At 40.4% G+C, this 22,664-nt stretch carries 21 protein-coding genes; 6 read left to right on the forward strand and 15 right to left on the reverse strand.

Going from position 1 to position 22,664, the window contains the following annotated elements:
- Positions 1-99: 99 nt before the first annotated feature.
- From purD to rsmD, 11 genes are all read right to left on the reverse strand, one after another.
- Complete coding sequence (gene purD, locus ACFI34_RS04285) at positions 100-1,383, reverse strand: phosphoribosylamine--glycine ligase (protein ID WP_462672531.1); 1,284 nt, start codon at positions 1,381-1,383, stop codon at positions 100-102.
- Between the two features lie 16 nt (positions 1,384-1,399).
- Positions 1,400-2,221 (reverse strand): class I SAM-dependent methyltransferase, encoded by an 822-nt coding sequence (locus ACFI34_RS04290; RefSeq protein WP_462672532.1) that lies wholly within the window; start codon positions 2,219-2,221, stop codon positions 1,400-1,402.
- A gap of 100 nt (positions 2,222-2,321) precedes the next feature.
- Positions 2,322-3,908 (reverse strand): bifunctional phosphoribosylaminoimidazolecarboxamide formyltransferase/IMP cyclohydrolase, encoded by a 1,587-nt coding sequence (gene purH, locus ACFI34_RS04295; protein ID WP_462672533.1) that lies wholly within the window; start codon positions 3,906-3,908, stop codon positions 2,322-2,324.
- A gap of 191 nt (positions 3,909-4,099) precedes the next feature.
- A complete protein-coding gene (gene fis / locus ACFI34_RS04300) occupies positions 4,100-4,390 on the reverse strand; it encodes a DNA-binding transcriptional regulator Fis (protein WP_002957804.1) in 291 nt (96 codons plus the stop codon).
- Between the two features lie 19 nt (positions 4,391-4,409).
- Entirely contained in the window at positions 4,410-5,381 is a 972-nt protein-coding gene (gene dusB / locus ACFI34_RS04305) for a tRNA dihydrouridine synthase DusB (RefSeq protein ID WP_462672671.1), read from the reverse strand.
- A gap of 281 nt (positions 5,382-5,662) precedes the next feature.
- Positions 5,663-6,544, reverse strand: a complete 882-nt coding sequence (gene prmA, locus ACFI34_RS04310; RefSeq protein ID WP_462672534.1) for a 50S ribosomal protein L11 methyltransferase — start codon at positions 6,542-6,544, stop codon at positions 5,663-5,665.
- 66 nt (positions 6,545-6,610) lie between these two features.
- Positions 6,611-8,455 carry an RNA polymerase sigma factor RpoD gene (gene rpoD / locus ACFI34_RS04315; protein ID WP_462672535.1) on the reverse strand — a complete coding sequence of 615 codons (1,845 nt, stop codon included), beginning with the start codon at positions 8,453-8,455 and terminating at the stop codon, positions 6,611-6,613.
- 124 nt (positions 8,456-8,579) lie between these two features.
- Positions 8,580-10,331 (reverse strand): DNA primase, encoded by a 1,752-nt coding sequence (dnaG, locus tag ACFI34_RS04320; RefSeq protein WP_462672536.1) that lies wholly within the window; start codon positions 10,329-10,331, stop codon positions 8,580-8,582.
- Positions 10,332-10,571: 240 nt separating this feature from the next.
- Complete coding sequence (locus ACFI34_RS04325; protein ID WP_462672537.1) at positions 10,572-11,018, reverse strand: GatB/YqeY domain-containing protein; 447 nt, start codon at positions 11,016-11,018, stop codon at positions 10,572-10,574.
- Between the two features lie 19 nt (positions 11,019-11,037).
- Entirely contained in the window at positions 11,038-11,253 is a 216-nt protein-coding gene (gene rpsU, locus ACFI34_RS04330; protein WP_002957797.1) for a 30S ribosomal protein S21, read from the reverse strand.
- 145 nt (positions 11,254-11,398) lie between these two features.
- On the reverse strand, positions 11,399-12,004 hold the full coding sequence (rsmD, locus tag ACFI34_RS04335) for a 16S rRNA (guanine(966)-N(2))-methyltransferase RsmD (protein WP_462672538.1): 606 nt from the start codon (positions 12,002-12,004) through the stop codon (positions 11,399-11,401).
- 206 nt (positions 12,005-12,210) lie between these two features.
- Here rsmD and ftsY point away from each other — a divergent pair, with 206 nt between their 5' ends.
- The 6 genes from ftsY (at position 12,211) to ACFI34_RS04365 (ending at position 17,656) form a co-directional block, all read left to right on the forward strand.
- Positions 12,211-13,791, forward strand: coding sequence for a signal recognition particle-docking protein FtsY (gene ftsY, locus ACFI34_RS04340; protein ID WP_462672539.1), 1,581 nt, complete (start codon positions 12,211-12,213; stop codon positions 13,789-13,791).
- Positions 13,792-13,876: 85 nt separating this feature from the next.
- Entirely contained in the window at positions 13,877-14,554 is a 678-nt protein-coding gene (ftsE, locus tag ACFI34_RS04345; RefSeq protein WP_058404528.1) for a cell division ATP-binding protein FtsE, read from the forward strand.
- Positions 14,551-15,537, forward strand: coding sequence for a permease-like cell division protein FtsX (gene ftsX / locus ACFI34_RS04350; protein WP_058404527.1), 987 nt, complete (start codon positions 14,551-14,553; stop codon positions 15,535-15,537). Before ftsE ends, ftsX begins: the two co-directional genes overlap by 4 nt.
- Positions 15,538-15,978: 441 nt before the next feature.
- Positions 15,979-16,842 carry an RNA polymerase sigma factor RpoH gene (rpoH, locus tag ACFI34_RS04355; protein WP_462672540.1) on the forward strand — a complete coding sequence of 288 codons (864 nt, stop codon included), beginning with the start codon at positions 15,979-15,981 and terminating at the stop codon, positions 16,840-16,842.
- Between the two features lie 123 nt (positions 16,843-16,965).
- Positions 16,966-17,262 (forward strand): hypothetical protein, encoded by a 297-nt coding sequence (locus ACFI34_RS04360; RefSeq protein WP_462672541.1) that lies wholly within the window; start codon positions 16,966-16,968, stop codon positions 17,260-17,262.
- Positions 17,240-17,656: a hypothetical protein gene (locus ACFI34_RS04365; RefSeq protein ID WP_462672542.1), complete on the forward strand. Its 417-nt coding sequence runs from the start codon at positions 17,240-17,242 to the stop codon at positions 17,654-17,656. Before ACFI34_RS04360 ends, ACFI34_RS04365 begins: the two co-directional genes overlap by 23 nt.
- Here the strand turns inward: ACFI34_RS04365 and ACFI34_RS04370 are convergent, their stop codons facing one another.
- The 4 genes from ACFI34_RS04370 to gpmM all read right to left on the reverse strand — a co-directional run bounded on the left by ACFI34_RS04370 (position 17,657) and on the right by gpmM (position 22,455).
- Positions 17,657-18,406 carry a divergent polysaccharide deacetylase family protein gene (locus ACFI34_RS04370; protein ID WP_010556638.1) on the reverse strand — a complete coding sequence of 250 codons (750 nt, stop codon included), beginning with the start codon at positions 18,404-18,406 and terminating at the stop codon, positions 17,657-17,659.
- A gap of 79 nt (positions 18,407-18,485) precedes the next feature.
- Positions 18,486-19,733 carry a S41 family peptidase gene (locus ACFI34_RS04375; RefSeq protein WP_462672543.1) on the reverse strand — a complete coding sequence of 416 codons (1,248 nt, stop codon included), beginning with the start codon at positions 19,731-19,733 and terminating at the stop codon, positions 18,486-18,488.
- A gap of 34 nt (positions 19,734-19,767) precedes the next feature.
- The gene (locus ACFI34_RS04380) at positions 19,768-20,907 is read right to left on the reverse strand and encodes a murein hydrolase activator EnvC family protein (RefSeq protein ID WP_462672544.1); all 1,140 of its coding nucleotides are present in this window, start codon (positions 20,905-20,907) and stop codon (positions 19,768-19,770) included.
- A gap of 3 nt (positions 20,908-20,910) precedes the next feature.
- Entirely contained in the window at positions 20,911-22,455 is a 1,545-nt protein-coding gene (gene gpmM, locus ACFI34_RS04385; protein ID WP_462672545.1) for a 2,3-bisphosphoglycerate-independent phosphoglycerate mutase, read from the reverse strand.
- Positions 22,456-22,664: the final 209 nt, after the last annotated feature.

A 22,664-nucleotide genomic window follows, 5' to 3' on the forward strand; every position in this document is an offset into this window, starting at 1 on the left:
CTTTTTAAAAACTTTTAATTAGTGTAGCACTAAAAAAGCGCAGGCGAACTGCGCTTTTTTAGTTAAATTAACTGGTTATACCAATCAATAATTACTAACTTACTGCTCACGGGCAATGGCACGATAAGCAATATCAGTACGGTATTCCATGCCTTCCCAGTTAATACTTTTAATAAGCTCATAAGCTCGTGCTTGTGCCTCGGTTACGGTATTACCTAGCGCAGTTGCACATAAAACGCGTCCGCCAGCAGTCACAACGTCATTACCGCTTTGTTTAGTACCTGCATGAAATATTTTTTCGCCAGCAGGGTAGTTAACTTTTAAGCCTGAAATAGCATCACCTTTAGGATAATCTCCTGGGTAACCTCTAGCCGCAAGCACGACACCTACCGCTGCGCGTGGGTCAAACTCAATGGTGGTTTTATCAAGCTCTACACGATTAGCCGCTTCTATCAGCTCAACTAAATCTGATTTTAAACGCAGCATCATAGGTTGTGTTTCAGGGTCGCCAAAACGACAGTTATACTCAATCACTTTAGGTGTACCTGAGCTATCTATCATTAAACCTGCGTACAAGAAGCCAGTGTACGGATGACCTTCTTTTGCCATGCCTTCTACTGTAGGGATGATCACTTCATCCATAATGCGTTGGTGGATTTCGTTTGTCACCACTGGCGCAGGAGAGTAGGCACCCATACCGCCAGTATTCGGACCTGCATCGCCATTATAAGCACGTTTATGGTCTTGACTTGTTGCAAACGGAAGAACGTTTTTACCATCTACCATCACAATGAAAGACGCTTCTTCGCCATCCAAAAACTCTTCAATAACAACACGGCTACCTGCATCACCAAAGGCATTGCCCGCTAACATATCGCGAATAGCGTCTTCTGCTTCGCGCTCGTCCATTGCAACAATAACCCCTTTACCTGCAGCTAAGCCATCGGCTTTAATTACAATCGGTGCGCCTTTTTCTTTTAAATAAGCAAGGGCTGGGTCTATTTGTTCAAATGTTTGGTAGTCGCCAGTAGGAATATTGTGGCGTGCTAAAAAATCTTTCGTGAATGACTTCGAACCTTCAAGCTGAGCAGCGCCCGCTGTTGGACCAAATATAGCCATATTATGTTCACGAAATTTATCCACAACACCCAATACTAACGGTACTTCAGGCCCTACAATGGTAAGCTCTACATTATTTTGCTGAGCAAAGTTTAATAACCCATCTAGGTCTTCAACGTTAATTGCAACATTTTCGAGTTTAGGTTCAAGGGCTGTACCCGCATTACCTGGGGCTACAAATACCGTGTTTACTTTTGTGTTTTGAGCGGCTTTGAACGCAAGTGCGTGTTCGCGGCCGCCGCTGCCAATGACTAATACATTCATGGCGTACTATTCCTATTTAAAGCGGTTTTTTAAATTTAAGCGTCATACGGTCGCTTTCACCAATAGCTTTATATTTTTCAGCGTCTTGTTCGCCAAGACGTAAACTAGGTGGTAGCGTCCATACCCCTTTAGGGTGATCGGCTGTATCTTTTGGGTTCGCATTAATTTCGCTAGTTGCTGCTAGCTCAAATCCTGCTTGCTTTGCAAGGTTAACCACGTAACTCTGTTTCATATAACCTGATGTTTTCTGATCTTCATCAGCACGGTTTTCGGCTAAACGATGCTCAACTACACCCAATGTGCCACCAGGTTTTAGTGCTTTATAAAACGCTTTAAATGCGCTCAATGCACCGTCTGTATCTTTACCCATGTACCAGTTATGCACATTGCGGAAGGTAAGTACCATATCGGCAGATTCTGCAGGTGCAATATCTAGGTGGGTTAAAGGGGCAAACTCTGTAATTTTAACATTACTAAAGCGTTCGTCTTCAGCTACTTTTTGTTTAAACGCAGCTAATGAACGTTGATAGTAACCAACCGATGAGTCGCTAGGGAAATGAGCAGCGTAGTATAAGCCTTGCTCTTTCAATGCTGGCGCTAAAATTTCACTGTACCAACCACCGCCTGGCGCAATTTCAACAACGGTCATTGACGGTTTAAAGCCAAAAAATGCCAATGTTTGCTCAGGGTGGCGATATTCATCACGAGCACTGTTTTTAGCGCTTCGTTCGCTTGCTTTTATTGCATGGCTTAAGCTTGATTCATGGTTATGGCTTAATGCCATCGTTGAAGTAAGTGCTAGGCTAGCAACAAGTAGAGACTTTAGTGCAAATTTCATCGTTTGTTCCTTCACATTAAAATTAGGTTAAGAATAATCAGAATACGTGAATTGCTTGCAAACAAAAAGGGTTAAACGTTGAGCTTAACCCTTTTTGTGATTAGTGGCGGAAGTGACGCATGCCGGTGAAGACCATGGCCATACCTGCTTCGTCAGCTGCGGCAATAACTTCTTCATCGCGCATTGAGCCACCTGGTTGAATTACGGCAGTAATCCCAGCTTCTGCAGCAGCGTCTATGCCATCGCGGAATGGGAAAAACGCATCCGACGCCATAACAGAGCCTGGGACTTCTAAGTTTTCATCAGCAGCTTTGATACCTGCAATTTTTGCAGAGTAAACACGGCTCATTTGACCTGCGCCTACGCCAATGGTCATACCGTCACGGGCATAAACAATCGCGTTTGATTTAACAAATTTAGCGACTTTCCAACAAAATAGTAAATCTTTAAGTTCTTGCTCAGAAGGTTGACGCTTTGAGACGACTTTTAAGTTGCCTTGAGTAACCATACCTAGGTCGCGATCTTGTACTAAAACACCGCCGTTTACGCGTTTTATGTCGTAGCCAGTTGCCTTGCCACTCCATTGTCCGCACGCTAATAAACGTACGTTCTTTTTAGCTTCAACAATTTTTGCCGCTTCACTCGAAACGCTTGGTGCAATAATTACTTCAACAAATTGGCGGTCAACAATAGCTTGTGCTGTTTGTGCATCAAGCTCACGGTTAAAGGCAATAATACCGCCAAATGCTGATGTTGGGTCTGTTTTAAATGCACGCTCGTAAGCGCTAAGAATATCTTCACCAATTGAAACACCACACGGGTTTGCGTGTTTAACGATAACACACGCAGGTACATCAAATTCTTTAACACACTCAAGGGCTGCATCGGTATCTGCAATGTTATTAAACGACAGTGCTTTACCTTGTAGCTGAGTAGCTGTTGCAACTGATGCTTCACTCACATCGTTTTCAACGTAAAAAGCAGCATCTTGATGTGAGTTTTCACCGTAACGCATATCTTGTTTTTTAGTGAACTGCATGTTGATAGTACGTGGGAACTTAGTGTCTTCAACGGCTTCTTCAGTGTAATCAGGCACCATTTTACCAAAGTAATTAGCAATCATGCCATCGTATTGAGCTGTGTGCTCATACGCAGCAATGGCTAAGTCAAAACGTGTTTTATACGTTGTTGAACCATTATTATTTTGCATTTCGCTAATAACGCGATCGTAATCGCTCGCGTTTACCACAATCGTTACGTCTTTGTGGTTTTTAGCAGCTGCGCGAACCATGGTAGGTCCGCCAATATCAATATTTTCAATGGCATCTTCAAGGCTGCAGTTTTCTTGAGCGACAGTATTCGCAAAGGGGTATAAGTTAACTACAACAATATCGATAGCAGAGATGTTGTTATCTGCCATTACATCTTCATCTTGTCCGCGACGGGCTAAAATGCCGCCGTGAATTTTAGGGTGAAGTGTTTTTACGCGGCCATCCATGATTTCAGGGTGACCTGTGTGATCTGAAACTTCAGTCACTTTTATGCCGTTATCAGCAAGGAGTTTACACGTACCGCCAGTTGATAATATATCAACGCCTTGCGCTTCTAGTGCGCGGGCAAATTCAACAATACCGGTTTTATCAGACACACTTAATAGTGCGCGACGAATGGGACGATGAGTATCCATTGTAGTTTAATTTCCTCAGTTAATGAGCTAGCTTAGAAGCGGGCATTTTAACTGATTACAACTTAAAAAACGACTTATAAAGCATCAATAAGCGTGAGCATTTTGCAACTCACTTACTAAATTTTGGACATAAAAAAAGCACCCTAAGGTGCTTTTTTAATAATTAACTGTGATTTATCACGGTCTGAATCTTAGTTCATGCCGTATTTTTTTAGCTTTTTACGTAAAGTGCCACGGTTGATACCTAGTAAAATAGCTGCACGAGTTTGGTTACCACGTGTGTATGTCATTACTTCTTCAAGTAATGGCGCTTCTAGCTCTGAAAGAACAAGGTCGTAAACGTCTTGCACATCTTGACCGTTAAGCTGTTTTAAGTAGTGGTGAACAGCTTTTTTTACTGCATCACGCAATGGCTGCGGTTTCTCGTGTGACTGAACATGAGGGTTTGTGATAAATGGAGAAGTCACGTTTTGTTCGAACATTATAAAGTCTCTTTCTTTCTTAGTTAGCTGCTAGTGTTTTAAAGTATTGCTCTAATGCGACGACCTGTGCTTGTGGGTTGTCGAGCGCATTAAATACTCGCCTAAACTGACCATCACTGTCATGGGTTTGCAAATACCAAGATACATGTTTGCGAGCAATTCTCGCGCCCATTGGTTCACCGTAAAACGCATGGAGGTTTGTTAAATGCTCCATTAAAATACTGCGCACCTCTGCAATAGCAGGTGGCTGCATGTGTTCACCAGTTCGCAAATAGTGGTCTATTTCCCTAAATATCCAAGGGCGACCTTGGGCGGCTCGACCAATCATAATGGCATCTGCACCCGTATAGTCTAAAACCTGTTTTGCTTTTTCTGGCGAGGTAATATCACCATTTGCAACAACAGGAATTGACACTGAACGTTTTATATCCCTAATCGTGGCGTACTCTGCTTCACCTTTATACATACATGCGCGTGTTCGCCCATGCACAGCAAGTGATGCAATGCCATAACGTTCAGCTATTCTCGCAATCTCTACACCATTACGGTTATCCAGATCCCATCCTGTACGGATTTTAAGTGTCACAGGTATATCAACAGCATTAACAACTGCATCAATAATCTCTTCCACGAGTTCAGGAAACTGTAATAAAGCAGAGCCTGCGAGTTTCTTGTTCACTTTTTTTGCTGGGCACCCCATATTGATATCTATGATTTGTGCACCGTTAGCAACATTGAATTGTGCGGCCTGCGCCATAAGCTCAGGATCAGCTCCTGCAATCTGCACCGCGCGTATACCCGACTCACCGCTGTGATCCATACGATTCATCGACTTTTCAGTTTTCCAAACCTTTGGGTTTGACGATAACATTTCAGACACAGCAAGCCCGGCGCCTAAGCGACGGCAGAGTTGTCTAAATGGTCTGTCTGTAATGCCGGCCATAGGCGCAACAATTACATTATTCTCAAGTTGGTATTTACCGATACGCACTGTATTCAATAGGCCTCTTTTCAAGGGGCGCTAAGTTTACGGCTTTTTTGACAAAAATCAAAGGCTATAAATTGAACAAAAGTGACTTTTTTTTGCTCTTTTCGTATTGACATTTGATAACCGTATGAAGGAAGGCTTTATTTGTGTGAAATTTGAACGAATGATGTTTTTATAATAAATAATGTTTATTTTTTATTTTGTAAAAAAATAGTAAAGCCTGTTAAATACAGGCTTTACATGCGACTTTTGAGTTAATACTCTAAAATTGTTAATGTACGTGATTAGCTATTTTTTGTACCGCTAACACGGGTCCAATCACCTTCAATGGCAATTTCATCGAGCTCAATAAAGGGCGCGTATATGTCAGCAACCGATTGTGCTTGTTCTTCTAAAATGCCAGACATCGCAATTTTACCGCCTGGCTTTAATAATCCTAAAATAACACTATGAAGCTCACGCAGTGGTTGCGCTAAAATATTTGCCACTACAATGTCAGCAGTAAACTCTGGTTGATTTTCTGGCAGGTACACTTCAAGTTTGTCAGCAACGCCATTACGGTTAGCGTTATCTAAGCTTGCTTCGAGTGCTTGCGGGTCAATGTCTATCCCTATCATACGCTCAGCACCCAGTTTAATAGCAGCGATACCTAAAATGCCTGAGCCACAACCAAAATCCACGACTGTTTTACCTGTAAGGTCTTGGCTTTCTAGCCATTTTAAACACAGAGCTGTTGTTGCGTGTGTGCCTGTGCCAAACGCAAGGCCAGGGTCAAGCAAAACGTTAACAGCATCAGGATCAGGAATGTCGCGCCAGCTAGGGCAAATCCATAGTTTTTCACCAAACTGAATAGGGTGGAAGTTATCCATCCATTCACGTTCCCAGTCTTTATCTTCAAGCTGTTCAATTTTGTAAACGAGTGATTCACTTATTTCGTCGTGGCGCTTTAATAATGCGATCACTTCGTTCATATCGTGATTAGCTTCAAATAAACCAATTACAGTGGTGTCAGCCCAAAATTCAACAGTGCCAATTTTTGGCTCATATATAGGTGTGTCTTTAGCATCTATAAAGGTAACAGACGCACTGCCTGCTTCCATTAACAGGTCACTTACTGCATCTGCCGTTGCAGCATTGGCATTGATACGGATTTGGATCCAAGCCATCTTTATTTCCTTGAAATAGAAAAAAGGCCGCTACAGCGGCCTTTTTAGTTTATACAAAGCGCTAAATTACTTAGCGTCTAAAAAGCTTTTTAGTAAATCTGAGCGAGAAGGGTGGCGTAATTTACGCAGTGCTTTCGCTTCTATTTGACGAATACGCTCACGTGTTACGTCAAATTGTTTACCTACTTCTTCTAAGGTGTGGTCGGTATTCATATCGATACCAAAGCGCATACGAAGTACTTTAGCTTCACGCGCTGTTAAGCCTGCTAGTACGTCGTTAGTTGCGCCACGAAGCGACTCCATTGTTGCCGAATCGATTGGCGAATCAATGGTGGTATCTTCGATAAAGTCACCTAAATGCGAATCTTCATCATCACCGATTGGTGTTTCCATCGAAATTGGCTCTTTAGCAATTTTAAGTACCTTACGGATCTTATCCTCAGGCATCATCATGCGTTCTGCTAATTCTTCAGGATTTGGCTCACGACCCATTTCTTGTAACATTTGACGAGAGATACGGTTAAGTTTATTAATCGTTTCGATCATATGTACCGGGATACGAATAGTTCTTGCTTGGTCGGCAATAGAGCGAGTGATAGCTTGACGTATCCACCACGTAGCATAAGTAGAGAACTTATAACCACGACGGTATTCAAACTTATCTACCGCTTTCATCAAGCCAATATTACCTTCTTGGATTAAATCCAAGAACTGTAAACCACGGTTTGTGTATTTTTTAGCAATTGAGATTACAAGACGTAAGTTAGCTTCAACCATTTCTTTTTTCGCACGGCGCGCTTTTGCTTCACCAATACTCATACGACGGTTAATGTCTTTAATACGCTCTATACTTAAACCAGTTGTTTGCTCAATAATAGATAGCTTATTGATACAACGAATTATTTCAGGTTTAACTTCTTCTAGTTTAGCTGAGTACTTTTCGTTGTTTGAAATTTCTAAATCAACCCACGAAGCATCAGTTTCGTTATTAGCAAAGTGCTTAACAAATGCTTTTTTAGGTAGCTTAGCTATTTGTACAGCTTGTTTCATGATTAGGCGTTCTTGAACACGAACTCTGTCCATCATTTCGCGCATGTTATTTACCATGCGATCAAACTGTTTAGGAATTAGTTTAAAGGTTCTGAAAAGCTCACCAATTTCAAAAATGGCGGCTTGTGAATCAGGATGCGAACGACCTTTAGCTTCAAACGTATCACGCGCTTTATTATATAAATCACGTAAGTTTTCAAAATGAATACGAGCTTCTTCAGGATCTGGGCCTGTATCGACTTCTTCTTCATCTTCATCGTCGTCGCTTTTATCTTCGTCTTCATCGTCGTCATCAAGTTGTTTTTCACTTAATTCTGAACCAATGTTAGTTGCTGAAATTGGCGCTTCGTCTTCGTTTGGATCAATGAATCCTACGATGATATCGCTTAAACGCATTTCTTCTGCTTCAAACTTATCCCACTGTTCTAGTAGGTAAGTGATTGCTTCAGGGTATTCAGCAACTGAAATTTGTACTTGGTTGATCCCTTCTTCAATACGCTTAGCGATAACAATTTCGCCTTCACGTGTAAGAAGTTCAACAGTGCCCATTTCGCGCATGTACATGCGAACTGGATCGGTAGTGCGGCCAATTTCTTTTTCTACCGTAGCAAGTGCAGCAGCGGCAGCTTCAGCTGCGTCTTCGTCTGTCGTTGTTTCTTGCATCATTAGTTCATCGGCATCAGGCGCGTTTTCGCTAACCTTGATACCCATGTCATTAATCATGCTTATGATATCTTCTACTTGATCTGAGTCAATTATGTCTTGTGGAAGGTGATCATTTACTTCTGCAAAAGTTAAGTAGCCTTGCTCTTTACCTTTTTGAATCAGAAGTTTTAATTGTGACTGAGGAGTTGGATCCATAGAGATTGTTTCTTCCACTCTGATAAGTTGATACAACAGGCGCCATCACTTGGTTTACATTAATGCCAACCAGAACAATGTGACGCAGTGAATAGCGCAGTATAACATCCAAAACTCGATCTGACTAGCTGTTAGTCGCTTTTAACGCTGTCATTAGCAAATGACATTCTAGCCTTTCGTCGCTATTTAAACCTTGTGTCTTGTCCTTTATTAATAAGGTCTCTAGTCGATAATTTAAACACTGATCTTCAATAAATTTAAAAGTATTTTTAAAAACAGTCTCTAAACGTTCTTCATTTATTTCATGTTGCCAAGTAGCGAGCTTGATAAGAGGCTCATAATCGTCAGTATCTCTAAAAAATTCGAGTATCTGAGCCGTAGTGATAGTCTCTCTTTCAAGTGCTTGTTGCTGCAAGCGAAGCAATAAACCAATACCCGCAATGTTCATTTGTGCAAGTTCTGGCAAATAAGGAACACTTTTAGCTAGGTTTGGATGTTGAATTAAAATACCAATAGCCTGTCGCATTGGGGTTATTTTAAATTTTCGTTCAATAGAGTGCTGCTGTTTTGGTGTTTTTAATCGGTTATTAAGTTGTTCACGCGTTCGCCCAATTAACCTGCCTAATTGCTCTAAAATATTTTCTTGATAAAATTCACTCGGAATTTTTTCAATGAGCGGTAGGGCTGCACTGAGTAATTTTGCTTTACCCGAATCAAGTGTTAAATCAATTTCTTGGCTTAATTTATTAAACATAACTTTAGTAAAGTCATCGGCTTCACTTAAACGCTGTTCGAATGCTTCTTTACCTTCTTTTTGCACTAATGAATCGGGATCTTCTCCATCAGGCAAAAATACAAAGTTCAATGCTTTACCGTCATTTAAGTAGGGGAGCGCATTTTCAAGTGCCCGCCAAGCTGCATCGCGTCCAGCTCGGTCGCCATCGTAACAACAAATAACCTTATCGGTTGTTCTAAATAAGGTATGCATGTGTTCACTTGTTGTGGCTGTTCCCAGTGCTGCAACAGCGTATTCAATCTCTTTTTCTGCAAGTGCAACAACATCCATGTAGCCTTCAACAATAAGAATGTGCTCTAACTTTTTGTGTGCTTGTTTAGCTTCATAAAGGCCATAAAGCTCAAACCCTTTATGAAAAATTCGGGTCTCTGGAGAGTTTAAATATTTAGGCCCTTGATCAGCTTGCATAACGCGACCGCCAAAAGCGACTACCCTGCCGCGTTTATCACGAATAGGAAACATTAAACGGTCGCGAAAAAAGTCGAACTGCCTGCCGGGTGTTTTTTCTGAGGCGAGCTTTAATTCTACGAGTTGCTCTTTTTGTTCTTTATTACGACCTAGTTGTAAGCATAAACCATCCCATTCACTAGGGGCGTAGCCAACCATAAACTTTTTAACAGTTTCGCCGCTTAGTCCTCGACCTTTAACATAGTCAATGACTGCGGCCGAGTTAGCGTGGTGCTTTAGTTGGTGCTGATAAAAGCGAGCTGTATGAAGCATCAAATCGTAATCTGAACGCTTTTGCGCAGCGGTACGTTCTGGCGCAGAGCTACCGCCTTGTTCGCGGGGAACGTCCAAGTTGAGCATGCTGGCAAGTTCTTCAATGGCATCAACAAACTCTAGTTTGTCGTATTCCATAACAAACGATATTGCGTTGCCATTCGCACCACAGCCAAAGCAATGATAAAACTGTTTATCTTGCGATACCGTAAACGAGGGAGACTTTTCGTTATGAAAAGGGCAACATGCTTGATAGTCTTTACCGGCTTTTTTAAGCCCAACTTTAGAGTCTATCAGGTCGACAATATCGGTTCTGGCAAGTAAATCATCTATAAAACTTCGTGGGATCTTTCCAGCCATTAGTAAAATACAGTCCTGAAATATTAAGAAGAATAACGAAAGTGAAACTTAAAATTTATACTAGTTAGGTATAAATAATTGAACCTTAACTTATCAAAATGACGGCTAAATAAATAGGGTTAGTATGAATAATTTCATATTTTGAATATAGGCATAACGTTTACTTTTTAGCTACGTAAAAACAAAGAAACCGAGCGCAAGGCTCGGTTTACTTCAATTATACTTTACGTATAGGGAGTGTTAGGCAGTTAATCTTTGCTTAATTAAACCAGAGACCTTACCCATATCGGCGCGACCTTCAGCTTTGCTTTTGATTATACCCATCACTTTACCCATGTCTTGCATACCTGCTGCGTTAGTATCAGCAATAGCCGCGTCAATGAGAGCTATGATTTCTTCTTCGCTCAATTGTTGAGGTAAGAAGGTTTCAAGTGCTGCTATTTCATTGGCTTCAATTTCAGCTAAATCATCACGCCCAGCATCTTTGTACTGAGTGTAAGAGTCGCGACGTTGTTTAACAAGCTTCACTATAACGGAGGTAATACCTGCGTCGTCTAGTGTTATTTGCTCGTCAATCTCACGTTGCTTGATTGCAGCAAGTACCATGCGAATAGGGTTAAGACGTTGTTTGTCTTTAGCTCTCATCGCATCTTTTTGCGCATCTTTTAGCGTTATTAAAAGGCTCATTTATACAAGACCAAATGTATTAGTATAATTTAACGCGACGAGCGTTATCACGAGAAAGTTTTTTCATGTGACGCTTAACTGCTGCAGCTTTCTTACGCTTACGCTCAGCTGTTGGCTTTTCATAGTGCTCGCGACGACGAACTTCTGAAAGGATACCTGCTTTTTCACATGAACGCTTGAAGCGACGAAGTGCTACGTCAAACGGTTCGTTCTCTCTTACTTTAATTACTGGCATTAAAAATTCACCTACCTAAATTATGAGCGTTGCTCAAGTTGATCAAACATTGATCAAGTGGTTCAAAAATGGTGCGGTATTGTAATCCGAAGCAACACCACATGTAAAGGATAATATTAACAGAAACGCATAGTGTAAAACAGTATTAATTTGGCTGGCGTTGGTAGAGTCTACAAAATACTTGACCTGCTTTTTTTTCTTTAATTAACAGCCAGTTACTAGGTGGTTTGAACGTATTTAGATCGCTCTCAACTTCAACATAAATAAGCGCATCTTCGTTTAGCCAGTTATTTATTTCTAATAAGTTACAGCTAGTTTGGGCTAAATTTTTGCGAAAAGGCGGGTCAACAAAAACCAAATCAAATGGCGTGTTACTATTTTTTTGTTCTAAAAATGAAAGTGAGTTTGTATGTTTTACCTGCGCATTGATCAGTTTTAGCGTTGAGATATTTAGCTCTAGTTGCTTTGCTGCACTTGAGTCAAGTTCTAAAAATGTAGCGTTGCTTGCAAACCGTGAAAGTGCTTCAAATCCTAATCCCCCTGATCCTGCAAAACAATCGAGAACATTTGCGTCGCGCGTGTCTTGCATCAACCAGTTAAATACTGTTTCTTTAATTCGGTCTGTAGTAGGACGTAAACCTTGTACGTCTTTTACTGGAAGTTTTCGGCCGCGAAATTGCCCACTTATCACTCTAATAAAGCCATCAGTAGATTTGGTAATTGCTTTATTTTTAGTTGTTTTATTTCTCATTTAGCTCACTAAAAAATGGTATCTGGGATCTAGCTCAGATAATATTGTAATAGATTACGTATAGCTTCATTTTTCAACCGCATTAAAAGTGTTACTATTGAACACTTATGTTTTGAATGGTTGTTTGGCTGGCAAAGTGTGTTGGCTCTTCCAAGCTATTTTCAAATTTTAGTTTATCAGATTTTTATAAGTGGTTATTAGCAAGTATGGCAAAAAAAAGTAAATTAATGTCTTGGCTCGGCTTTGGTAAGTCAGATAAAAAACAAGCCGAACAAAAAGCAGAGGCTGATAAACAACAAGCTTTAGTAGAGCAAGAAGCTAAACGCTTAGAAGAAGAACGCGTTGTCGCTGAAAAAGCCGAACAAGAGCGTGTTGCTGTAGAGCAAGCTGAAAAATTAGCAATAGAACAAGCAAATGCTGAGTTGTTAGCAAAAGAACAGGCGGAAGCTGAGCAGCAGAGAGTGGAGCAACAAAATCGCCTTGCTGAGCAAGCAGAAGCGCAGCGTTTAGAACAAGAACGTATTGCAGCAGAGCAAGCCGAAGTGCAGCGCTTAGCGCAAGAACGTATTGCAGCACAGCACGCAGAAGCGCAGCGCATAGAGCAAGAACGTATTGCAGCAGAGCAAGCCGAAGTGCAGCGCTTAGAGCAAGCAGAAGTGCAGCGCTTAGAGCAAGAACGCATTGCAGCAGAGCAAGCAGAAGCGCAGCGCTTAGAGCAAGAACGCATTGCAGCAGAGCAAGCAGAAGCGCAGCGCTTAGAGCAAGAACGTATTGCAGCAGAGCAAGCAGAAGCGCAGCGCATAGAGCAAGAACGTATTGCAGCAGAGCAAGCTAAGAAAGAAGAAAAGCCTAAGAAAGAAGGCTTTTTTTCACGTCTTAAAAAAGGATTACTAAAAACCCGCGTTAATATTGGCGCAGGATTCTCGTCTATTTTTAGTGGTAAAAAAATAGATGATGATCTTTTTGAAGAGCTTGAAACTCAATTATTGACGGCCGATTTAGGCGTAGATACCACCATGAAGTTAATCGATAGATTAACAGACGGTGCAAATAGAAAGCAGCTTAAGGATGGTGATGCTTTATATGAGCTAATGAAGCAAGAAATGGCAGCGATGCTAAAGACTGCTGAACAGCCATTAACAATACCAGCAGAAAAAAAACCGTTTGTGATTTTAATGGTAGGCGTAAATGGGGTTGGTAAAACAACTACGATTGGTAAGCTAGCTAAGCAATTTCAAAATGAAGGTAAGTCGGTCATGCTTGCTGCGGGCGACACTTTTAGAGCCGCTGCGGTTGAGCAACTTCAAGTATGGGGTGAGCGTAACAGCATCCCGGTTATAGCACAGCACACCGGAGCCGATAGTGCGTCGGTTGTATTTGATGCTTTTCAGGCTGCAAAGGCGCGTAATGTTGATGTGTTAATTGCTGATACAGCTGGTCGTCTGCAAAATAAAGATAATTTAATGCAAGAGCTTGAAAAAATAGCTCGCGTAATGAAAAAAATAGATCCTGATGCACCGCATGAAGTCATGTTAACAATAGATGCTGGCACAGGGCAAAATGCGATTAGCCAAGTAAACTTGTTTAACCAATGTGTAGGTTTAACGGGTATTACTTTGTCAAAACTTGATGGTACAGCAAAAGGTGGGGTTATTTTTGCAGTAGCTGATAAGTTTAACATTCCAATTCGTTATATTGGTGTTGGTGAAGGTATTGATGATTTACGTTCTTTCAAGAGCGATGACTTTATTGATGCATTATTTAGCCAAGATGAGGACGACGTTTAATTTACCAAGAAGGGAGCTTGCTCCCTTTTTAATTGCAAGGAATACCAATTGCATTAACACTTTAATGAGGTTGGCATAATAAAAAATGATAAACTTTCAGCAAGTAAGTAAAACCTATCCAGGGGGGCATCGAGCCCTCGAAAAAGTTAATTTTCATATCAAGCCCGGCGAATTGGCCTTTTTAACAGGTCACAGTGGCGCAGGTAAAAGTACGCTTTTAAAATTAATTAGTTTAATGGAACGCCCTTCAGCCGGTAATGTGTTTATTAATGGTATTGATTTGAATAAAGTTAATTCGCGTCAAATTCCTTATGCACGACGAGATATTGGTATTATTTTTCAAAATCATCGATTATTAGAGCGATACACTGTATTTGATAATGTCGCACTACCGCTGATCATTGAAGGTACTCACCGTAATCAAATTGCAAAGCGTGTTCATGGTGCGCTCGATAAAGTAGGTTTAATCGATAAAGTTAAATGTCACCCATCAATGTTGTCAGGTGGTGAGCAACAGCGAGTCGGTATTGCACGTGCTATTGTAAATTCTCCGCCAATTTTACTTGCCGATGAGCCAACGGGTAACCTAGATCCTGAACTGTCTATGGAAATACTTAAATTATTTGAAGACTTCAATAAACACGGCACAACCGTACTTATTGCTACCCATGACTTAGGGCTTGTTGCGCGCATGAAGTATAGGAGCTTAACGTTAAAGGATGGCAGAATGCTTGAAGATCCATTAGCGCAGGGGGCATTATGAGTTTATTGTTTAAAAGCCGCCAAAACAAAAACGAAAAACAAAAAAAATCATTCATTTCAAATGGCTATTTTTTTATCGTTAATATTTTCCGTCAAGGGATTCATAGTTTGGGTGAAATGTGGCGCACACCACTGGCATCTATGATGACAATTGCGGTACTTGGATTAAGCTTAACGCTTCCTGCCACACTTTACTTAGTGGTTAAAAATGTGCAGCAAGTAAGCAGTGGCTTTGAAGAGGCCAGTGAAATATCGTTATTTGTAAAACAAACAATGACGGAACAAGAAACAGCAACGTTAGTTAAGCGCCTAGCCTTATATCCTGAAGTAGAGAGTGTAACGTTTATTTCAAAACAGCAAGCACTAAAAGAGTTTCAGGAGGTGTCAGGTTTTGGACAAGCGCTAGAATATTTAGATAGTAACCCATTACCCGATGTTGTGCTCGTTACACCTACTAAGCGGCATCGCCAGCCTAATGCTGCAAAGGTGCTTTTAACTAAGCTAGAAGCAGAGCGTGAGGTTGATTTTGGCAAGCTTGATATAGCCTGGTTAGAGCGCTTAAATGCACTACTTGGCTTGCTAAAAGAAAGTGTAATAACCATTACCTTGTTATTATTAACCTCTGTAACCCTTATAATCGGTAATACTATTCGCCTATCGATTATGGATAAAAAAGAAGAAATACAAGTAATGAAACTTGTAGGTGCTACAAATACGTTTATACACGCACCATTTTTATGGACTGGAATTTGGTATGGCGTTATTGGTGGATTATTTGCTTTTATATCAGTTGCATTGATGATGTGGTGGCTTTCTTCAGCCGTAAACAGTGTGGCCGGTGTGTATCAAACTAACTTTTTACTCATTGGTTTAACGCTTAGCGAATTTGGCTTTTTAGTTTTACTTGCTACAAGTTTAGGGTTTGTTGGCTCTTACTTATCTGTAAATCGATACATAAAAGAAATAGAGCCAGACAAAGTGTAATACGTATCTATATAGCTCGCTGTTAATCAAGCGAGCTATATAGATTATGCTATTGGTGTTTTATTCGCTTTAAAGCAGACTTTTTGGATATACATTTAACTTTATGCGTGTGTTGACCCCTTCTTCCTCCGCATAAGCCAGTACAAGTGAACTAACTCAGCGCTTAGCGCGTACGTTACTGGGTTGGGTTGTGCAGCCTCTATAAAAACTGTCACATTTATCTACTACCCTCCATATCAAGCATGAATTGTAAATAGAGTGAAAAGCTGGCGTTAATCACCTGCAATCCCTTAATTCATCGCTTATTCAGTCGCTTATAGTAGACTTCAATAACACTAAAAAACTGCTTGATTTATGCTTTTAAAAAGTTTTAAATTGGGGTTAGCACTCTTAAGGAAAGAGTGCTAAGATGGTTTCAAATGTTTATCACCGAGGTGAAAAATGAGTAAAGATTTATACGCAATGGCACTTACAGTTGGACAACAAAGCGCAAGCATGGATGGCTACCTTCAAGCGGTCAGCACAATCCCTATGCTTAAAGTTGAAGAAGAGCAAGAGCTTGCTAGGAAACTTCAGGAAGAAGGCGATCTTAGTGCTGCAAAGCAACTCATTATGTCGCATTTGCGCTTTGTAGCGCATATAGCTAAAAGCTACTCGGGATACGGCTTGCCACAAGCTGACCTTATACAAGAAGGCAATATAGGCCTGATGAAAGCGGTTAAACGTTTCGACCCAAGCGTGGGTGTTCGTTTAGTATCGTTTGCAGTTCACTGGATTAAAGCCGAAATACACGAATTTGTCCTAAAGAACTGGCGTATAGTTAAAGTAGCTACTACAAAAGCACAGCGTAAATTGTTTTTTAATCTTCGTAAAAATAAAAAGCGTTTAGGCTGGTTTAACCAAGCAGAGGTGAGCACGGTCGCTAGTGAGCTGGGTGTAAGCGAAAAAGAAGTGCGTGAAATGGAATCTCGCATGAGCGGTCAAGATATGGGCTTTGACTTAACGGGTGATGATAACGATGACGCCCCAACAAGCACTTATTCGCCGGTACAATATTTAACGGATGGTTCTGCTGATTTAGCTGATGACATTGAGCAGCAACAATGGCAAGAACAATCTCATACTCGTTTGTTTAGTGCACTTAAAACACTAGATGAGCGTTCACAAGATATTGTAAGTGCGCGCTGGTTATCTGATGACAAAGCAACACTACAAGAACTTGCTGAAAAATACAGTGTGTCTGCTGAGCGTGTTCGCCAGCTTGAAAAAACAGCAATGAAAAAGCTACAAAGCGCTATGAGCTGATACGCTCTAAAAGCGTAAAATTTTAAAAGCCCTGCATGAAAATGCAGGGCTTTTTTGTTGAAAATTTATGCGCATTCATATAGTTTGTTTTTAATTACTGAAAAGCTTTAAAAGGATTTTGCTTTGAATTACTACTTAATGTCGCTAATTATCGCCCTTGGAGTGATTATTAGCATTTCGCATAACTCTGACTATTACGAAGTAAACTACATATTAGCCCCCGCTTTTTTGCTCACAATGTTTGGTTTTATTTATAGATTAACTGGTAAGAAGATATTTGGCTTTGTAGCAATGCTCGGCTTTATTTTTTTTGTGCCTATTGGCCTGATAGGTATCTACGCAATCAGAAACATGATGGATGATCATGCTAAATTACTATTCAAAAGGACACTGAAAAATGACAACAGAAACCATCGATAAACCTACAGGTATTATTAAAGTTGATAAAGGTAAACTGCAAATACAATTATATGTAGGTATATTAATTTTACCTGGAGCCTTCTTTATACCAATGGCTGCATTTTATGGTGTACTACTCATTACTATGTATTTTGTTAATAGCAATATTGAAGTGGTTAGGTTTTATTCTAAATACTCAGAGGTTAAACAAGGTTTAATTCGTTCACGTTGGTTAATAGCTAATAGCGCGGTTGTAAGTGCAAAAAAGCTAGATGAATACATAGTTCTTACATTGATGGAAGATGAAAAGCTAAAAACACGAAAAATAACACTGAAACCAATTAGTGAAGACGGCCAAAAGAGTATTTTGAAATACTATCAGGCACAAGCAAGAAAGAATAAGTACCCTATTTAATTATCGCGCGCTAATCGTTTTCCCCTGAGCTTGCGCTAACTGAATATATTTACGTTGTACTAACTGAGAAACAGGTACTAACTCATAGCCTTGTTGAGTAAGCTCAGGCAGGGCTTTACGTAAAAACGCAATGGTCTCAGGATAAGGGTGTGCAATTGCAATGGCAAAATTGTGATCTGTTGCTTTTTGTTTTAGTTCATCGAGCCTAAACTGAAGCTGATCTGCTGTTGTTATGTTGTCTAAAAAAACATGGCGACCAATATTTTCAACCCCAAAAAAGTTTGCAGCATTTTGTGCCTGGCTTAAGCCAGTTGTTCGGCTATCTAAAAAGTACAACTCGCGCTTTTTAAGTACTTCCATTGTCCATTTCATGGCTTGGCTTTGCTGAGTTAATGCAGAGCCCATGTGATTATTAACACCTCTAACTTGCGGTAAACTTGCTAGTGCTGTTCCTAGCGTTTGTTGTAGTTGAGCTTTGTCCATATCAAGAGTAAGCGCTCCAGGCCCTAGTGCTTTGCCGTTAAGTGCCTGCATAGGCACATGCAAAAGCAGCTCTTTATTTGCTTTGCTAGCACGTGTTGCAAAAACCTGCGAATAGGGTGTGTGAGGCAAAATTGAATAGGTCAATTGCCCAGGTAAGGTTAAAAACTCTAAGTCTCTTTGGTGATAGCCTATATCATCAATGACTATCGCTATTTGTTTAGCATTAGCGCTAAAGCAAGCAATACATACACTGAAAAAAAGCCACATCCGTATTTTTATGTTAATAGTATTCACGTTTATAATTTTTATTATCTTTTTATGCCCAGTAACGTTCAAACAGAATAGATTACTGCATACTGAGTAATTGTTTTGCTTTAACTAACTGTAAATCAGCTAAGGTGTTAACAAGCTGGTGTTGATTATTTTTTACTTGCTCATTTTTTATTATAACGGCTTTATTGTTTTGTGAAAGTGTTGTTTGATTAATCGTCACATCGGGCTTTATTCCAACGCCATCTATTGATTCACCAGAAGGTGTAAAATACTTTGCGGTAGTGAGTTTTAAAGCGGTATTGCCATCACCTAATGGTATAAGTGATTGCACTGACCCTTTTCCAAAAGATTGGCTTCCAACCACTTTTGCTCTGTTGTTGTCTTTTAAGGCACCGGCCAAAATTTCGGCCGCAGAGGCTGAATTTTCATTAATAAGTACAACAATTGGTGCGCCTTTGAGTATGTCGCCCCGCTTAGCATAAAAGGCTTGGTTAGCGTCAAAGTATCTGCCTTTCGTTGTTACTATCGTTCCGCTTTCTAAAAATAAATCAGAGACCGCAATCGCACTTTTTAGTGTGCCTCCGGGGTTGTCACGTAGATCAATTACAAGCCCTAATAATGGATAATCATAACTATTTTGCATCGCTGCAATTTGCAGTGCAACTTCGTGTAGCGTGTGATTAGAAAAACTATTAATAGCTAAATAGCCAATGCCGGACTCTAAAACTTCACTGGTTACACTCTCTAATTGTATTTGCGTACGAGCTACGTTAAACGACAAAAGTTCTGGGCTTTCATTTCGCTTAAGGGTGAGATTAATTGTTGTAAATTTATTTTCTTTTATTAAAGTCGCGACTTCGCTAACGCTGAGCAAATTGACCGTTTTTTGATTAACACTAACAATAATATCGCCAGCTAAAATACCCGCCTTTTTCGCTGGTGAGTTATTTACCACGTTAACTATTTTTATGTCAGTATCGACCTTTTTTACTTCAATACCTAAGCCCGTATATTGGCCATTGGTATTATCAAATAAGGCATCGAGCTCGTGTTCGTTAAGATATTTAGAGTAGGGGTCTAGCTTTGAGTATAAGCGCTCAAATTGTTTGCTGTTGTATTGCACATAATGGCTGTTTTGTAGCTCTAAATCGTCAACATAATAGGCGTGTATGTTAAATAAAATTTCATCTATTTGTTGGCTTTTAAGGTTTTTTACTGAGCTGGCAAATACATTGTTAAGTACTAAAATAAAAGTGAATAAAAGCAGACTGAAAATATAGCCTGCTTTTTTAAATGCGGGTATTACATTGTTGTTTTTCATCAGCTGCTCCTCAGCGGAGCAGCGGTTTATTCAATTAAATACGTCTGCACCATTTTACGGGATTTACTGCGCGTCCTTTGTGTCGTATTTCAAAGTATAGACCAGAAGTTGCCTGCCCGCCGCTTTGACCAACCAACGCTAATGTTTCGCCTTGGCGTACCATGTCACCTACGTCTCTTAGTAATGTTTGTGCATGGCCGTATAGGCTCATGAATCCCTCACCATGATCGACGACAATTACCCAACCATAACCTTTTAACCAATCTGCAAATACAACCTGTCCATTGTGCACGCTATTTACATTTTCGCCTTCTTTAGCGCCAATTAACACGCCTTTCCAATCAATACCGCCATGTTTGCGCTGGCCAAATGTGTGTTTTAATTTACCTTTACTAGGCCAGTTTAATTTGCCTTTATTTTTATTGAGGCCAAGTAATTCTATTTTTTTTGTTTTTTCTTTTTCTAATTCTTCAATTGTATTAACAAGGGTTTGTTGGTTTTCTTTTAAGTAATCGATAGAGCTTTTAGTACTCGTAAGCTGAGCTTGAAGATTCCTAAGGTTTGCTTGACGTTCACTTTGTGCATTTACTAAGGCTGTTTGACGTCTTTTTTGCTCGTCGTACAAAGCTAAAAGTTTTTCTTTTGTTTTATTGAGTGCAACTTGGTTTAACGCGATTTGTTGTTTAAGTTCTTTTAATTCTTCTATCTGTTCAATTCGTGCTTTGTTTAGGTAATTATAATAGCTCAGTGTTCGCTCAAATTGCGCTGTGTTTTCTTGATTCAGTAACATTTTAGAGTAGTCATCACCACCTGCCATGTAAGCGCTTTTAAGTTGCGCCCCTAAAATCCGTTGAAATTCGATGTATTTTTTATCGAGTTCATCAGCTTTTTTTTGTTGTTGATTTTGCTGTTGTTGGTTTTTTTTAACAGACTGCTCAGCCATATTAAGTGCTTTAGCGTTTTTAGCTATTTCAAACTCATGGCTTTTAAGATTTTTTTGAAGTTGAGATATTTTTTTTCGTTGTTGATTATACTCAGATTGGCTTTGTTCAAGCGCTTGTTTCACCTGTGAGAGATCTTTTTTAGTGCGAGCTTCATTGGCAACTGCTGATGCAGTCACCAATGAGGCGAGTATTAAGCCGCACTTAAAGTATCGGTTAACACGTTTAATCATGGGTTATTTCAACGTCATGATGGGTGTGCCAGTCATTTCACTTGGCTGCTCCATGCCCATTAAGTGCAGCATAGTAGGGGCAACATCACTTAATGCTTTACCCTCTGATGGTGTCGCATCGCGACCAACATAAATAAATGGCACCGGTTCACTTGTATGCGCGGTATGTGCTTGGCCCGTCTTAAGGTTAGCCATTTGTTCTGCATTACCATGATCGGCTGTGATTAACGCTTCACCGCCAAATTCGTTCAATGCATCAACTACACGGCCAATACAGGTGTCAACGGCTTCACAAGCTTTTACAGCGGCATCAAATACACCTGAGTGGCCAACCATATCGCCATTAGGATAATTACATATAATGGCGTCGTATTTCCCGCTTTTAATTGCTTCTACGAGCTTATCGGTTAGCATTTCTGAGTTCATTTCAGGTTGCAAGTCGTAAGTAGCCACTTGCGGTGAAGGGATTAATTCACGCGTTTCACCTTCAAATTCGTCCTCATGTCCGCCGCTAAAAAAGAAGGTGACGTGTGCGTATTTTTCTGTTTCAGAAATACGCAGTTGTGTCTTCCCTTGTTTTTCAAGCCATTCCCCTAATACGTTAGTAAGAGGAGTTGGACCAAATGCAACGGGTGCGTCTATATCGGCTGCATACTCTGTCATCATGACAAATGCGCTGAGAGCGGGGGATTTTTTCTTAGTAAAGCCGTCAAACTCAGGCTCTACGAAGGCGCGTGTAATTTCACGTGCTCGGTCTGCCCGAAAGTTTGCAAAAATAACGGTGTCGCCATCATTAATTTGCGCCGCTTCTCTACCTGCTGGCGTAATAGTTGTAGGAGCAACAAACTCATCGTTTTCGTCGCGCTCATAAGCTGCGTTTAATGCGGTTAAGCCATCGCTGTAGTTAAACTCTCCAATACCGGAGGTCATTACGTCATAGGCTTTTTCTACACGATTCCAGCGGTTATCTCTATCCATTGCATAATAACGACCAACCAGTGTTGCTAGCCGACCACATTCAAGTTTTGCAAACAACGCTTCTATACGTTCAATCGATTCTTTGGCACTACGCGGTGGTGTATCACGACCATCCAAAAATGCATGAAAATAGACTTCCTTAGCACCGCGTTTTGCAGCCAACTCTATGCTTGCAACAATATGATCTTCATGGCTATGAACGCCACCCGGACTCAATAATCCCATAACATGAACGGCTTTGCTGGCATTTACTGCTTTATCAATGTTTTCAACAAGTGCAGGGGTTGAGTCAAATTCACCGTCATTTATTGCTTTGGTGATTCGAGTAAAGTCTTGGTATACAACACGTCCTGCACCTAAATTAACATGTCCAACTTCAGAATTACCCATTTGTCCATCAGGAAGACCTACATCAAAACCAGATGCTGAAATTAATGTGCGAGGGCGAGATGCCCATAAGTTATCTAATACGGGGGTATTCGCTGCTAGTATTGCATTGCTTTGCTCGTCTTCACGATATCCCCAACCGTCTAAAATCATTAATACCAGTGGTTTTTTATGTTCAGTCATAGTCACTCCTAAAAGTTGGCACCTGTTTGGCTTTAGCATACCGTGTTTTGTTACTTGAATCAGCATACAAAACAGCATATTAATTTTTTTCACTTAATTGAATATCGTATTGATGCTGATGTGCGGTTAATAACCTTTATATGGGGTGTTTTTCATACTTTTAAACTCTGTGTAAACTCGCATTTTAAGTTGGTTTGGGTATACTTGCG

Source organism: Pseudoalteromonas sp. PSi26, from assembly GCF_054960575.1.